We start from the raw sequence: 16,615 nt of genomic DNA, 5'->3' as shown, positions 1-16,615 counted from the left end.
TTCATCATACTTCAACCATATCAAATCCATATTAATTCCCTGTGAACTTTTCTTCATAACGTATTCCTTAATAGATTGATAGTATATCTTCCCTTTCTTTTGGCACCCTTAAAATATCAGCTCTATGCATACATGTAGAAAAACAATCTAAAAATTTGTACAATAAGATAAGAAGTGTAGCATTCTATTATAGAAAGGTCTTGGTATAATGCTAGGTATTGATGTCAAAAAAACAAAAGAAGAGTTAATTATTTCATGGCAATTTGCGGAGGTCACGATTCCATTACGTGATATGATTGAGGTTACCGAAGATGCTACCTATGCGGGTGTTGAAGAACCAAGTGCAATCCGTATCGGAACAGCATATGGGACAACTGATCGTATATTAATTAGAACTGTAAAACAAAATTATGTATTATTTACTACAAACAAAGTGTCAATTTTAAAAGCTATTCTTGCTTAAATATGGTCATATAAATAGACTCAAACAAAGTTCGAATAAAGCAAAAGAGAGAAGTCATAGAATAGACTCCTCTTTTTTGCTTTATTTGAAATAAATTTTATAATCCATACTCACTTCAGTATAGATTTGACAACATAAGTACGTCTTACTGTTTCGATTCTAATATTACTAATCTTATTAAGACCAAATCCACACATCATCATTATTTTGAGTGCTATTGTTTATCTCATGCACTTTTTCGATATGATCAACTGTGTTGTAATTAATAGAAATGCCGCCCCAACCTACATACTTCATATCAATTTTCACTTTCTCACCTGTTTTAAATACTTGTCCCTTTGTTAAGAACACGTCAATAACATCTTTCTCCCCATTTTGTGATGGATACTCAACTACGACATATGTAGTCGCACTGTCTTCCATCGTACCTACTTCTGATACTTCACCAATCACATAATCAGGTGAGCCATTTTCTTTTAAATGCATACCTAATTTGTTTGTCGTATTCTCAACTTCTGTTGCAACCATATATTCCGTGAAGTTACGCATCATAGATCCAGTTGCTTTTACTTCGTCTCCTACTTTCACATTTGAAAGATTTTCTATATACACACTAACTGGTTCTTCATATTGTTTAGATTTCACAACAATCACACCATGGTCCACTTCTACTGCGCGTCCTTCTAACGTCGAGAAATTCGTTTCAATAGAAGCTGCACTCGCTTTTGTTGCTTCTAATCCTGGTAGATTTGTTCCTGATAATGCTGCGAATCCTAAAGCACCTGCTAAAATTAATTTTTTCATACCCATTCTATAACATCTCCATTCATGATAATTGTATTTGTTTGATTGGTATCGGTCAATCCGTAACTATTATAGTTACAGGTCAGCCGGCATTGCAACCATTTTATTGATGCAATCTTACATACTACATTTTTGCAATATATCTATGTAATTTTCTTATGCCTGCTTCTAACTAACAAAAAATAACTTGATAAGGTAATTAAAAGACCTTCTATTTACAATGTAATCCTCGTTAGAACACAATAATGCAAACAAAAATATGTCCCCCAGATTTGTCCTCAGGTTTTGTTGAGTTTAAATTAAAACCTACTTCTCCCTGATAATTGTTTTTTTGAAGTAATGCAATATCGCCACTTTTTTCAAAACCTCGCGTCTTTTTTCAAAACATCGTGACTTTATTTCAAACCCACAAATACTGTAAATAGGACTAAATTATTAACATAAAAATAAGCACATCTTGTAAAAAAAACAGATGTGCTTATTTTTTAATTTTTATGCATTTTTACGTTTTAGGAAAATCACTCCACCAACAATTAACAATAATGCACCTGCAGCCATAGAGATCCAACTTGTAAGGTCAGCGCCTGTTTGCGGTAACCATCCAATTTTAGATTGAATTTCTTTCTTAGGTTGTGGTTGCTCTTTAGGTTGCTCTGATGTTGGAGTATTTTTATCTGGATTCGGCTGTTCTGGTTTAGGTTGTTCTGGTTTAGGTTGTTCCGGTTTTACTTCTTTAAATTTCACTGTTTGGCCCTTATCTTCCATGTCCACGTGAATAGCTACCAAAACATTATCTTGGTACAATTCTTCAAATACTACCACTTCCTTACCTTGTAATGCAGAAGCATTGAATGTGAAATCGAGTGTGATAAAACCATTTTTTTCTTTTGCAGTAAACTTAGATTCTGCTGTTACTTCTTTACCATCAACTAATAATGGTTTGTTTGTTGCTTTATCCATTAGTTTACCTTTTACAACGTACTCTTTACCCACGATTAAGTCTTTGTATTCCACTTTATCTTGGATTGTTACAGATTTAGAAGCATCTAACACTTTAGAACCATCAGCTTTGTTTGTAGCTGTTGTTTTAATAGAAGGCTCTACAAATCGAACTGTTTGACCTACATCGTTAATATCAGCGTGAGTTGCAATTACTTGACCTTCATGCAATAAGTCTTCAAACACAACTACTTCTCTTCCTTGCTGTTCAGCACCAACGAAAGTAAAGTCTAATATTACAAAACCATTCTTTTCTTTTGCAATGAACTTAGTCTCTGCTGTTATTTCTTTACCATCAATTAATAATGGTTTGTTAATAGCTTTGTTCATTAATTTACCTTTTACAGTGTACTCTTTACCAACAACTAAGTTAGTATACTCTACTTTATCTTGAATAGTGATAGAATCCTTTGAATGAATCTCTTTTCCACCATCAGCTTTGTTTGTAGCTGTTGTTTTTACTGATGGCTTAATGAACTTAACTGTTTGACCTTTATCATTGATATCAGCATGTGTAGTAACAACTTTTCCGTCTTTCAGTAACTCTTCGAATACTACTATTTCTTTTTCTTCTAAACCAGTTGCATCAAAAGTGAAATCTAGTGTAATAGAACCATTTGCTTCTTTTGGTGTAAACTTAGTTTCAGCAGTTACTTCTTTACCATTTACAACTAATAGTTTATCAGTCTCTTTATCCATTAATTTACCTTTTAAAGTGTACTCTTTACCTACTTGTAGGTCTTTGTATTCCACTTTATCTTGGATTGTTACAGACTTAGAAGTGTGCATTTCTTTTGTACCATCGGTTTTATCAGTAGCTGTTGTTTTTACTGATGGAATCTTTTCATCTTTGACAATATGTTTAATGATTTGACCATTCTCTTTGATCTCAAAAGAGAATATTTCTTCATTCAATACATAACCTTTTGGTGCAACAGTTTCTTTATATGTGTATTTTCCAAATGGTAACTTTTCAAACTTCGCGATACCTTTATCGTCTGTTTTCCCTTTAACTACTTCTTTTCCTGCTTCATTATAAATAGTAAACTCTGCATTCGGAAGCTTATTGTTTCCATCAGCTACATCAACTTTTGTAATTTCCAGATCACCTTTGATAAGATGATTAACTGCTAATAGCTCAATAATTTTTCCGTGTTCCTTTATTTCGAACACAATTGGTTCTGTAATAAGAACGTAACCATTTGGAGAAGCCTTTTCTACAAATGAATATTTACCATACGCTAAATCTTTGACGTTAACTTCACCATTTTTATCTGTCTTATATTCCCCAATTACTTTCCCGCTTGCATCTTTTAGCTCGAATACTGCACCTTCTAATTTTTTACTGATATCTTCATTATCTACTTTTAGTAATTTCACACTACCTTTCACTTCTGTATTTTCCACTGTAAAAGTAAGTGTTTTATTGTGCTCTTTAATTTCAAAAGGATACTTTGTTTTATTTCCAATATATCCATTAGGTGTTTTTGTCTCTAAGAAATAATATTTACCATACGTAAGACCATCAACATTTGCAATTCCATTTTCTTTTGTTACTACTTTTTTCACTTCTTTTCCATCTTCAGTAAAGACCGTGAATGCAACATTAGGTAACATCTTACCTGAATCACTAAGTTTTTTTATTTCGATGTTACCTTTTACTTTGTTGTTTACTACTTGAACAGCTCCTATTTCCCCTGTCTTAACTTCAATAGTTTGTGGTTTATCACCTGAAACATAACCTGTTGGTGCTTTAATTTCTTTTACTGTGTAGGTACCAATTGGTAGGTTATTTAATTCTGCAGTACCATCAGCACCCGTCGTGATTTTTCCAACTGATTCATTATTTGCATTAAAGACTTCAAATACTGCACCAGCTAATATTTCTCCATCTTCCCCAACCTTTTTAATTTTTAAAGAACCAGCAGCTTCCCAATTTACTGCAAGGTCACTACTAAGCTTTTCCTCATTTCTTTCTAGTAGCACTGTAGCATTCTGAACAGTATCAGTACCGCGATAAGTAATTGCTTGAACTTTAGTTAAATTTGCAGCAACACTTAGATTAAATTCACCTGTTTTTGTATCTTTAGGAATTTGGATACGGAATTTTTCCCCAAGTAAAAGCTGATCTTTCACTTCTCCATTTTCACTAACAATTTTAACTCCATTAGGTGCATTTTTCGCTACTACTTTATAAGAACCACTCTTAGCATTTGTTTGTACTGTGTATAGGTTTGTTTCAAAAAACTCACCCTTTAATTCTGCCTTTTGCTTTTCAGCAGGAATCACATTCATAAAAATATCTTGAGTATCTTCACTTGTATTTGCAGCATTAATAATTGTCTTAGCCGCTTTTTCAACATTTTTATTTTCATGCTTTAATTCATTTACATCAAGTTGACCTAATGCATTCCAAACCGCAAGCTGAGTTGCATAATGTGCTTCATTCTTATTAGCTACTCCCAGTTGTTCTATACTTTTTTGTGGGAAACCATTTAATAGAACCCTATATACTACATTATCTGTTTTCCCCATTTCAGGAAGATCTTCACCATTTGGTGATTTTAAACCTAGAGTTAAACAATAAGCAATTTGACCGCTTGAATTTTTGATAATTTCAGTTCGGATATTCTTTCCTAAACTGTTGCTATAACTCCAGTTCATTGAATACTTTTCATGCGTCATAACCTCCGCATTTGCCTTCGGTAGAAACACATTAAAGAATAATGCTAGTACTGATAATAATGCAAAAACTCTTTTAACAACTCTTCTCCCCAATTTTAAAACCTCCCTAGATAAAATGAATCTGATGTATTATTCAAATATTTAAAATAATCACAACGAAGATATTTCATATTATAAGACATAAAGTTACAAATATTATATTATTTTTACAAATTATTTATTTTCTCAACATCCACTATAAATTATAATATTTAAATATTTAATTTCACAAAAGTAACAATATTAGGATACCTTAACAAAATAAGCAACTTGGTAAAATACTAGAATAACGGTAGTTGGAGTACGGAAACGATTCTTGGCATGAAGGACCACTACAAAGACATTTTAATATGTAAACAGATATTTTCAGATTGAATATATGTATTAATAATGAATTTTTATTGCATTTACACCTGCAATGTTTATATAAAAGATAGTAAATTATGTTTTTATAGGATTTTTTCTATTAGTTTACTGGAAATTTGCATTATTATGTGACAATAAATATCATTGTATTTAATATAAAATGATAAAAAAAGATACGTAGATAATTATTTGAATTTTAAATTAATTAATTAGTTATACTAAAATTAGTATTTAAAATATTAGTAAAAAAGTAACAACGTTATTACGAAGTTCGAATATTGGTCTAAGTACCCTAGCATCTCAATGATAACCTCTGGAATACTTTTACGTTTTTAAATAAATTAAAATAACAAAAAAATAATAATTTTTAATTTTTTCTTTGTAATTTAATAAGTTACATGTTAATATGGCGAAGGTTATAAAATGAATTTCGCCATACACAATGTTTTTTCGGAATATTCACTCCAGAGAAACGTAACTATTTCTGTAATTTGCTTCATCTTTTACCTATACAAGGGCTACTTTCAATTTTTTTATTCATAAGTAAAAGTAACTTTTTATTTCTATCTTCCTCATCGATTTTAATATAAATGGTAAAAAAGCACTTTTTCAAGTGCCCTTCCTTTTCTTTTTTAAAGATAGAAAATCTAATAAAACCAAACACCTAGATTAAACACATACATAATCCTACTTACAAACTCGCAGAGAGGCATAAACTATGGGAATTCCTACACTATTATTAAATACATTTATTATTATTATTTGTATCCTTAGTTACCAAGTATTTTGGCTAGAACATAAAGAAAAAATGGCATGTAATAATATATTAATTTCTGTACTTTCCTCCATTGCAATTATTTTTTGTATGACTTTTCCTTTTCATTTACACGCTGGGTTCATTTATGATTTACGTTTTATTCCCATTATATTAGTTTTTCTATATGGAAATACAAAGAGCATTATTTGTATTGGAGTTTTATATCTTTCTTATAGATTTTACTTAGGTGGAAGCGGAGTCTTCCCATCATTTATTATCTTTACTATTATTTCTGTTATTACAATCATGTTTCGTTACTTGTCACCTACTTATTTCAAGGAAAAGAAGATATTATTAAGTATTCTACTTATTTTGATATGTACAACTTCCCTTTCTATCTGCGGTATTGTAACACAAATAAATACAGGTGGTAAAATTGACTCTACTCTCATCGAATTTTTATTCAATTATATAATCATAAATGTTTTAACAGTATTATTATCAGTTTATTTAATAGAAGGAATGATCGAGAAATATAAAATAAAAGAAAGAATGCAAAGAGCAGAAAAATTTTATATAGCTAGCGAACTAGCTGCATCGATCGCGCATGAAATTCATAATCCACTGACCACGGTACATGGATTCACTCAATTACTAAATGAAGATGAGAGTGCTAAGATGTCTCAAGATAAGTACTTAGAAATTATGTTACTTGAAATGCAGCAAATACAATCTACTATTAATAACTATTTATCTTTAACCAAACCACAAAACATTATAAAAGAAGAACTAGATATTAATTACATATTAAATCAAGTGAAAGATAATATTTCACCACTCGCTCTTTCATATAATGTTGAAATAAAACAGCATATTACAACAGATTCCCTTTACATAAATGCTAATCCTGAAAAATTAAAAATATGTCTAACCAACATCATACAAAATGGAATTGAGGCTATGAAAAATGGTGGCGTATTACAAATAAATATACAAAAAATAAAAGATAATATTGTAATTGATATTATTGATACAGGAATAGGAATGTCTTCCCAACAAATAAAACGTATTGCCTTGCCATTTTATTCAACAAAAGAAAAAGGTACTGGGCTTGGTACTATGATTGCGTACAGTATTATTAAAGAATTAAACGGAGATATAGAGATAGAAAGTGAACTAGGAAAAGGAACACACTTTTCTATCACTATCCCCTGCTAATATAGTAGAAGATTTATTTAAATGATATTATTTTGTAGCTAATATAACCATATAAAAAGAAGACGTAACTATTCGTCCTCTTTTTATATGGTTCTGGTGCAAAAATGTTAGTTAGAAACATAGAGTAGCAATTTCCTTTTCATTTCTATTTTATGAAGCTAAGCCAAACAATTTATGAATAAATTCTTTCTCGCTTTGTACAGATTTGTCCGGTAAAACAAGTGGTTCTGGTGCAAAAATAAAATACATATGAAAATGAAACCCAATGGCTTTCAGGCGAAAGTATAATCTTGGTTTGGAAATATACAACTGTTTGGACATAAAAAAGACCATCGAAATGATGGTCTTGCAGACTGTAGACAAATGCATAAAATAACGAATGAACCTTTCGCTGAACACTTACTTTACTTCTTTCATAAATAGTCTAACGTTTTCAGCGATTTCTTTGAATTTGGTATGGTGTAAATAATGTGATCCATCCATGGTTACTACTTTTCCATGTAACGAGTCTTTGATCTGCCCTTCATGCAGAGGTATCCATCCTGCTACATCTTCATTATTCGCTTGTACAAAGAGAAGAAGTGGAAGATATTTAGGGAAGATTAAACCTTGAGCCCCTTTAAAATTAGACGAAATGTGGTCCATCTCATTCAAGGTTGTGTCATTATACATGTTTTTATTCGAAATCATTTTCATTTGCTCTACGGTTTTTTCATCAAATGCCAGTCCAGCATAGGGGTCAGCACTGATTTTCATAGCCAATCTTAAGAGGCCTGATTTTTTGAGATATGCAAACGTTTTTAATGGGAAATTGATATCCATACCCGGTTGTGTTGCAACACTGCTATCGATTCCGACAAATGCAGTCACCTCGTTTGGATATTTGTTCACATAATCAATTCCATAAATACCTGTAATGGAGTGGCCCATGAGCATGTATTTGTTAATATTAAGCTGCTGTAGAGCTTCATGAACTTCACTTACCATATTCTCCGTGGTTCGCTCTTTTACAGTTTCATCACTTAATCCATAACCGAAAGGCTCTACCGCAACAACTTTGTAAAATGGAGATAATTCATCGATAAGAAGCTTAAAATCAAGCCCTGGAGTAGCTGTTCCATAACCAGGCAGGAGCACGATCGTTTCCTCGCCCTCGCCTTGAATTAACACATTCATGTTTTTCCCGTCTACAGATACGTGCTGCCCGTAGGGCACTATTCGTTTTTGCTCCGAATGACTACTCATCACATTTACGATATAAACAATACCTAAAAAAAGTACAATGGCTAGAACGATTGCTCCTATGATTTTAAGTAAGATGTTTCGCACTTTCTTTATTTTCATTCCACTCAGCCTTTTCTTTTCCTCTTGTTGTGTCACTGTCATCTTCTCCTGTCCTGATCTGTTTGCCTTCCTTCATGTGCCTGTAATGAAAACTTAACCAATGAAGATGTACTCACCATGACGACAATATGAACTGAATATGAACTGCAAAAAAAATGCTACGATTCATATGCAAGTAAGCTTGCATATGAATCGTAGCATAGAGAATGAATCTAACTAATCTGTTGGTGTAGTGATTGGCAAGGTGACAATGAAGGTCGTTCCTTGACCAAGTTCACTTTTCACTCGGATGTCACCTTGATGAAGCGACACGATTTGTTTAACGATAGCGAGTCCCATACCACTTCCGTCATACTTACGACTGTGGGAACGATCGGCCTTAAAAAAACGCTCGAATATACGCTTCTGGTCGTCAAGGTGAATACCAATACCAGTGTCGGATATTAGGATTGTCACGTTTTTGATATCTTGTTTGATGCTTACGTTAATCACGCCGGCATCCTCGGAAAATTTGATGCTATTTCTGAGGATATTCGTCCATACCTGATTTAACAGATCATGATCAGCCGTTACTTTAACTGTCTGTAAATCAAGCTCGAAATGTATATCGCGAGCAGACCATTGTGGCTGGAGCGCCACAATTATCCGTCGGATTTGTTCATCGAGGCTGAGCGTGACGAGCCGCAGTTGCTTTGACTGCGATTCAAGAAAACTCAGCTTTAGCAGGTTATCGCTCATTTTGGACATCCTTTTCGCTTCAGCGATGATAATATCAAGATAACGGCTTCGTTCGTATTCTGAGAGGTCAACTTGCTTAAGCACTAGAGCATAACCGGATATCGAAGTGAGCGGAGACTGAACCTCGTGCGACACGTTCGTTACGAATTCCCTGCGCATCTGCTCAAGTTGCTGCAGATCGTGCATCATTTCTTCGAAGCTGCGAGCCAAAGTACCCAGCTCACTCGTTTGCTTAATATTCAACTTGACGTTGAAATCTCCAGATGCTATCCGCCTGGTCGCTTTTGTCAGCTTTTTTATCGGTCTTACCAGGAATACAGAGGCAACTAGAATCAATAAGCTTCCTGCAATCAACGAACATGTTGCAAAGACCAATGCCCACTTTGTGACAAAAGAGGCTGAAGGAGGGGCGAGCGCTTCCAAAAATATCGCTTTCGTTCCCATCTCCGTTTTCAACGGCAACCCTAAGAGGACCGTGGCAATACCATTAGGAGTGTCCTGAACAACACCTCCATCTAATACTTTCTTTAGTTGCTCCATCGTCACAGGCGCAGGTTTGTGTCCGTGAAGTTTACCGTAAGACTTGAACTGACCCGTTGCTTCGTAAATTCGAATATAATAAGAATCGAGCTGCTTCATTTCACTTACGAACAAGTCCGCTTCACGTAACGGAAAGGTCTTGTAAATCCGGACGATGTCTTGGCCAAAGTTACGTGAGTTGATTTGAGCGTTTTCGTTCAATTTATCTTCGAATATCCAAGTTGACACAAAAAAAGAAATGGTCGTGCCCCCGATGATGGAGACTAAAAATGTCAGGACAACACGTATATATAAGGATCTGATCATTCATAAACCTCAAGCCGATACCCAAGCCCGCGCACCGTTTCGATCCGAAAATCGGGTGTTGTCGCGAACCGTTCACGCAGCCGTTTAATATGTACGTCTACCGTTCGATCATCTCCGGCGTAATCGATACCCCAAATCTGATCGATCAACTGCACGCGCGTATAGACTTGTCCGGGTGTTCCAGCGAGCTTATACAGCAATTCGAACTCCTTTAGCGGCAACGTAAGCGACTCCGTCCCTTTCATCACCTTATAGGTCTGTCGATCAAGGATGACGTTCCCTAAATGAATCGTCTGCGTGGAGCCAATCTTGTATCGTTTGAGTAGTGCCCTAACACGAACCGTCAACTCTAACGGATCGAATGGTTTGGTTAAATAATCGTCCGTCCCAAGTTCGAAACCTTTCACTTTCTCCCATGTTTCTCCTCTCGCAGTCAGCATAAGTAAAGGTAGATCAGGATTGGCTCTTCGGAGCTCCTTGCTTAACGTCCAACCATCCATAATCGGCATCATAATGTCAAGTACGACAAGATCGACATTCGTTGAGATGTAGACGGCCAGTGCTTCCTTGCCATCCGCTGCTTCAGCTGTTGCGAATCCGTCGTTGCGTAGAAATAAACAGACGAGTTCGCGAATGTTCGCATCGTCGTCAGCAACTAGTATAGTAGGCATCGGTTCCCTCTTTTCCCTGTTTTCCACCGCATTATTTCAAGCAATCATTATACTATAAATTAACACGTATGTTGATTAGCCAAAGTAATACAGTTTCTTGATTTATCGACCTGTAGAATTCAAGTGTTTCTTTCAAACTAATTTGCCACTCAATTGACAAGGCTTCACAAAGAAACAGGCGTGTGAAACCTGCAAATGACAAGCATTTATTTTGTCTTTTGGCCTTGTGCACGAAGAAATTTCAGCAAAGCATAGGCAATTATAGCTGTGAATAACTGATTGAACAACGCATTGGATGTTGTGCCAAACAATACGGAAACGTTCAAATTCAGCTAAATCCAGCGGAAAAATGATTCAATTGCCCAGCGCTATTTGTACATGGCGGCGATTCCTTCGGACAGATAGATTGGTAGAACACATATTCCCCAAACTACTCCAGTAATTACAGCATCTAAAATAACACGTCCCATATCCACTAATTATTTTTCATCAAATGCGTAAATGGCGTATCAATTTTGATTGCACATTCGTTCCAAATCATTACTTGTTAATTTAAGTGAATTCCACCATAAAGATTCATATAGGTTTAGTAATTAGTCAAAGTTATTAGGGTGTTCCGTCGTGTAATTTATATATTACTATATAATTACCTCTTGATTTTTTTATATTATAGTTCTACATTAACACATAATATATAACTTTTTCTCATTGCTTCTTGAACTAATCTGCTCCGTTCAAGAAGAACCCTATCAGTTTAAATAACTCAGATTTCGGAAAAATTAAATCAATTCAAATGATACCCACCTTTTAGTAATCTCAGAAAATTTCTTAGTCGCGAATGAGGTTGGTTTTCTTATAGCTAATCCAATAGTTCGATAGCTATCACTTTCAAGTGGAATGGCTGCAAAAGAAATTTTTGATGTCGGTATAATCATTTCTGGCAATATACTAATTCCTAGATTATTCTCCACCATGGAGATCACTGAGTATTCATTCATATTTTCGAATCGAATATTGGGGCTAACTTTATTCTCCCTAAATATTTTTTGAATATCACCATAACACTGATATGTTGGCATAATAAAAGGTATATTTTCTATTTGTTGCATTGATACTTGGTTTTCCTTACATAATGGGGATTGGTTAGATACAACACATAAAAGTCGATCCCTCTTCAATTGTACGATTTCAAAGGATTTTTCAAATGATTCAAAGTAAGTATCATTATTAATAAATCCACAATCTAATCTCCCGTTTTGTAACCAATTCTCAACTTCAGCATAGTTTCCTTCCAGTAATTCGATTTCAATATTTGGAAACTTTTCCTCCATTTTTTTAAGAATACCAGGAATCTAATTTTTAGAAATACTCGAAAAAACCCCCACTCTTACTGTTCCTTTTTGGAACCCATTGATAGCGGCTACTTCCTGCTTCATCATGTTGTTATAGTATAAAATTTTCCGAACGGTAATTAAAAGCTCCTCTGCATTTTTGGTCAATGTTAAAGTAGAGTGATTACGAATAAATAAAGGAAAGGAAAACTCTTTTTCCAAACTGCTAATTGCATGACTTACAGCAGATTGGGTGAAACCTAACACTTCTGCAGCTTTTGTAAAACTATTGAGTTCTGCCACTTTGTTAAATATTTCATATTTTGTTAAAGTCACTATGGTCCTCCTCATGAATTTTATTCATGTCTCCATTATATTTCTTCGTTTTATTTAATGCCATTACCAACATACAATAAGTGCATGCTCTATTATATGACCTTTGACAAGGGATGTATTTTTTATGGAAGGATGAAGTGAAATGCAAAAAATTTTAGTTACAGGTGCTGCAGGTAAGATTGGCCAAGACGTTACAAGGTTCCTAGATAAGCAAGGGAATTACCAGTTACGGCTAGCAGATATTAACTTATCTGCTTTAGAAACTTTTAAAGATATAAATCATGAAATCATATATTTAGATGTTTCTGATTTAGCTGCTTGTCAAGAATTTACGAAAGGTATAGATATAGTTATACACTTGGCAGGTAATCCTTCGCCAAATGCTGATTTTTATGGCTCCTTATTAGAAAATCATATAAAGGGAACCTATAATATTTTTAGAGCTGCTAATGATAATAATGTATCCAAAGTAATTGTTGCTTCCAGTGCTCAAACAATTGAAAGCTATCCTTTGGATTACCAACCACATGCTTATTCACCCACGAGACCTAAAAATATGTACGGGGTAAGTAAGTGTTTTGCAGAGGCTGTTGCTTCTTATTTTGCTTATGAAGAAGGGTTACAAAGTCTTGCTATTCGTATAGGTGCATATGATGATTATAATCCATATGGTAAACCACTAACAGCTAGAGATATGAGTGCATACTTAAGCCCAGAAGATTTTATGGACCTTCTCTTAAAGTCGATGACGGCAAAGAACTTACCTCCATTTTCAATTTTACATGGTGTATCTAACAACAGGTTTAAACGAATTGATATTGAAGGAACAAGAAAGTTAGTTGGTTATAGCCCAAGTTCTGATGCTTTTGTACCAAGTGGTATTAAGTTCTTTGATTCTTGATAAAGGCATATCTAGAAAAGAGATTATATTATTGTTATTTAGCTTTTATTTGTTCTATTTTCAATAGATACAGTTTATACAATCGCAATATTAAAATCCCCTTAGATAAGGCACACTATTCTTCTGTCTCATTTGTGGAACAACTCTATTGTCACCACTAGTTCCACAGATGTTCTTTTCCTTTTCAGCATAATGGGGTAGCACCATCAAAATGCGAATTTCGTACGCTAAGCAAAATTTCATAAGAACAAGCCGATTTCCGGTACTCTAAGAGGATAATTAGCTTTTTACTGTTAAGTTGTTTGTAGTGATTTTAGGGAGTCTAATGATGCAATTTCTTTTATACTAAATCGGTATTTTCCTAGAATATTAATGTGTTCCCATTCTAATGGAGAAATATATTTCAATAATTCTTCATTAAGATGGGAATTAAATAACTCAACTTTCGCACCTATAAAATAAGCAGGGAGATTTAGCTATATTGAATTTAGAGTCTATCAATTGTGTACTGTACAACTTGAGTAAAATGAAAAACACCTCGATCCTTGGTATAGTGAGATTACCTAGAAATCACTACCACAGAAGAGGTGCCTTAACTACAATAGCTCAAAATAACCAATATCATCAACTACCAAAAGAACTTAATTCTATTTTTTCCGAGCTTGAAATGAAGATCCAGCTAAGGATGCAGTCTATCGCTTCTTATAAACGGTGCCAATGTTCAATTGGCGCCCTTTCCTGCTGCTGTTTAGTATGAATGCGATTAAAAAAGTAACTCGACTTATGAAAAAAAAACGCTCCAAAGTGTTGATTGTGCTTATCATCGTAACTGCAGTAAAAAAGTTGAATTGCTAGCACACTATTTTGAAACCTTGGTTAACTATTCCACCTTTGAAATATTTCCTGTTTTTAATCAATGAGTAAGGGGCAAAATTTAAAGTATATGGTGGCACTATTTGTACTTCTTTCTGTAATCTCTACTCATCGAATAAATTTAGAGCTATCACTCATGCCTTCAGTTGAACACCCCAATGAATGAACTAAGATAAGTTATGGATGAAGCGCCCGTGCCATCGCATCAAAATAATTCTGACTGGCACGCTGACTCACTTCGGCTTCAGGCACAAGTACTTCAAAGCAATGGAAGCAGCCGGGGTAGAGATGAAATTCAACATCTACTCCTGCTTGTGCAAGTCGTGTTACATATTCAATAATTTCATCTCGGAATAAATCGAGTTGACCTACACATGTATAAGTTGGCGGTAGTCCTGCTAAGTTGTCTGCTCTCGAAGGTACGGCATAGGGAGATGGTTCGTTAGTATCGTTCTTCTTTCCCAAGTACATATTCCAAGCCGTTAAATTGTTTGATCTATTCCATGTTGCATTGTCTTCTATAATCTCATAGCTTGATGGTGTTATGTTGTGGCTATCAAGCATCGGATACAGCGGCATCTGAAAAATAATAGATGGACCTCCTTTATCACGAGTCATTAATGCAAGCGCTGCTGTTAGTCCACCGCCTCCACTTGCACCGGCAATCGCAACTCGATTCACATCAATTCCAAGCGAGTCTGCCTCATTTGTCATCCAAACCAAGCCTGCATAACAATCTTCAATAGCCGCTGGATAAGGATGTTCGGGCGCAAGTCGATAATCGACAGACACAACAACGCATTCAGCAGTCTGAACAAAGCGTTCACACAAAACATCGTCCATATCAGGGTGGCCCATTACGTATCCACCACCGTGAATCCACAGCATAGCTGGAAGGTTATCAAGATTCTTCTCAACGGGTTCGTAAATTTTAACTAACATCTCGCCGGCTGCGCCAGGAATCATTCGCTTGGTCATGTTTACAAGCTCTGATTTTTCCAAATGTGGATTCGACAAGAGACTTCGACTCGCCTCTAAATCCCCCTCTAATTGAAAGCCTGGAAATTGTGAGAAAGCCTGTTTTAATTCTGGTAATACTCGACTGTCAATTTTCATATAAATTCCTCCAGTTAAATAATGAGACTTGATGCAATCCTTATCGAATAATTAGCGGAATAGATGTGTCTCCTGTTCTCCTTCAGCTTCCCATTTGGCAATTTCCTCTCTTACACGAGGGGCAACTTCTGTTCCAAGCAATTCTATGGCACGCATGACTTGATCATGTGGCATGGTACTTAATGGTACATACATCATAAAGCGTGTAATCCCTACATGCTTACGAAGATGGATGATTTTTTCGGCGACTGTATCTGGATCACCAACATACAACGCCCCTTCAAAACTTCGTGCAGTATCAAAGCTGGAACGATCATAATAAGGCCACCCCCGCTCTTTACCAAGTTTATTCATGCCTGCCTGAGTGGAAGGGAAAAATGTATCTGCTGCCAATTCCGTATTCTCTCCAACAAATCCAATCGAATGAGACCCCACCTGAAGTTTTGATACATCATGACCAGCGTGAGCCGCCGCTTTCTTATATAGTTGTACAATTCGTGCAAAGTGCATTGGGCTACCACCAATAATCGCCAGCATAAGTGGTAATCCCAGAAAACCGGCACGGATAGCAGATTCCTGATTCCCACCGCTACCAACCCATATCGGTAAAGGATGTTGAACAGGTCTTGGATACACACCTAAATTATTGATTGCCGGTCGATGTCTGCCTTCCCAAGTCACTTTTTCGGACTGACGTATTTTGAGCAGTAGGTCCAAATGTTCTTCAAACAGTTCATTATAGTCCTTCAATTCATAACCAAACAGTGGAAAAGATTCGATAAAGGAACCACGCCCCGCCATAATCTCTGCACGTCCATTTGAAATGCCATCCAGTGTAGAGAAATCCTGAAAAACACGCACAGGATCAGCTGAAGAAAGCACGGTTACTGCACTCGCAAGCCGTATCTTTTTCGTTTGTGGTGCCGCCGCTGATAGAACCATCGCTGGAGAGGATGCTGCATAATCCTCCCTATGGTGCTCACCAACACCAAACACATCAAGTCCTACTTGATCAGCAAGAACGATTTCTTCAACAACCTCACGCAATCGCTGTGCGTGACTTATCACTTCACCACTATGAACATCTGGTTTCGTTTCTACAAAAGACGTAATACCTATTTCCATTTG

At 35.4% G+C, this 16,615-nt stretch carries 10 protein-coding genes and 2 pseudogenes; 3 read left to right on the top strand and 9 right to left on the bottom strand.

Annotation, left to right across the window (positions count from 1 at the left end):
- The first annotated feature begins 208 nt into the window (after positions 1-208).
- Entirely contained in the window at positions 209-463 is a 255-nt protein-coding gene (locus QEP67_RS10495) for a hypothetical protein (protein WP_000900583.1), read from the top strand.
- Between the two features lie 177 nt (positions 464-640).
- On the opposite strand, the gene QEP67_RS10490 is transcribed toward QEP67_RS10495, so the two are convergent.
- Entirely contained in the window at positions 641-1,273 is a 633-nt protein-coding gene (locus QEP67_RS10490; protein ID WP_000525508.1) for a F0F1 ATP synthase subunit alpha, read from the bottom strand.
- A gap of 486 nt (positions 1,274-1,759) precedes the next feature.
- Positions 1,760-5,044, bottom strand: coding sequence for a VaFE repeat-containing surface-anchored protein (locus tag QEP67_RS10485; protein WP_000533698.1), 3,285 nt, complete (start codon positions 5,042-5,044; stop codon positions 1,760-1,762).
- A 1,030-nt stretch (positions 5,045-6,074) separates the two neighbouring features.
- Between QEP67_RS10485 and QEP67_RS10480 the strand changes: the two genes are divergently transcribed.
- On the top strand, positions 6,075-7,331 hold the full coding sequence (locus QEP67_RS10480; protein ID WP_000512663.1) for an ATP-binding protein: 1,257 nt from the start codon (positions 6,075-6,077) through the stop codon (positions 7,329-7,331).
- A gap of 399 nt (positions 7,332-7,730) precedes the next feature.
- On the opposite strand, the gene QEP67_RS10475 is transcribed toward QEP67_RS10480, so the two are convergent.
- The 5 genes and pseudogenes from QEP67_RS10475 to QEP67_RS10455 form a co-directional block, all read right to left on the bottom strand.
- Positions 7,731-8,711 carry an alpha/beta hydrolase gene (locus tag QEP67_RS10475; protein ID WP_000193667.1) on the bottom strand — a complete coding sequence of 327 codons (981 nt, stop codon included), beginning with the start codon at positions 8,709-8,711 and terminating at the stop codon, positions 7,731-7,733.
- A gap of 180 nt (positions 8,712-8,891) precedes the next feature.
- Positions 8,892-10,259, bottom strand: coding sequence for a HAMP domain-containing sensor histidine kinase (locus QEP67_RS10470; RefSeq protein WP_000621315.1), 1,368 nt, complete (start codon positions 10,257-10,259; stop codon positions 8,892-8,894).
- Positions 10,256-10,930: a response regulator transcription factor gene (locus QEP67_RS10465; protein WP_001142154.1), complete on the bottom strand. Its 675-nt coding sequence runs from the start codon at positions 10,928-10,930 to the stop codon at positions 10,256-10,258. The genes QEP67_RS10470 and QEP67_RS10465 overlap by 4 nt, the downstream gene beginning before the upstream one ends.
- Before the next feature lie 386 nt (positions 10,931-11,316).
- Positions 11,317-11,562 (bottom strand): annotated as a pseudogene (locus QEP67_RS10460) (GNAT family N-acetyltransferase); the annotation flags it as partial.
- Between the two features lie 147 nt (positions 11,563-11,709).
- Positions 11,710-12,597: pseudogene (locus tag QEP67_RS10455) on the bottom strand (LysR family transcriptional regulator).
- Between the two features lie 142 nt (positions 12,598-12,739).
- Between QEP67_RS10455 and QEP67_RS10450 the strand changes: the two are divergent.
- A complete protein-coding gene (locus QEP67_RS10450; protein ID WP_001169545.1) occupies positions 12,740-13,498 on the top strand; it encodes an NAD(P)-dependent oxidoreductase in 759 nt (252 codons plus the stop codon).
- Between the two features lie 1,050 nt (positions 13,499-14,548).
- On the opposite strand, the gene QEP67_RS10445 is transcribed toward QEP67_RS10450, so the two are convergent.
- Both QEP67_RS10445 and QEP67_RS10440 read right to left on the bottom strand, forming a co-directional pair.
- Positions 14,549-15,487, bottom strand: coding sequence for an alpha/beta hydrolase (locus QEP67_RS10445; RefSeq protein ID WP_000687289.1), 939 nt, complete (start codon positions 15,485-15,487; stop codon positions 14,549-14,551).
- A 51-nt stretch (positions 15,488-15,538) separates the two neighbouring features.
- Complete coding sequence (locus tag QEP67_RS10440; RefSeq protein ID WP_353706570.1) at positions 15,539-16,612, bottom strand: LLM class flavin-dependent oxidoreductase; 1,074 nt, start codon at positions 16,610-16,612, stop codon at positions 15,539-15,541.
- Between the last annotated feature and the right edge of the window lie 3 nt (positions 16,613-16,615).

Origin of the sequence: Bacillus cereus group sp. MS39 (assembly GCF_040448665.1) — a bacterium.
GTDB classification, from domain to species: Bacteria; Bacillota; Bacilli; order Bacillales; family Bacillaceae_G; genus Bacillus_A; species Bacillus_A wiedmannii.
This window is presented reverse-complemented; position numbering and strand designations above follow the sequence as displayed.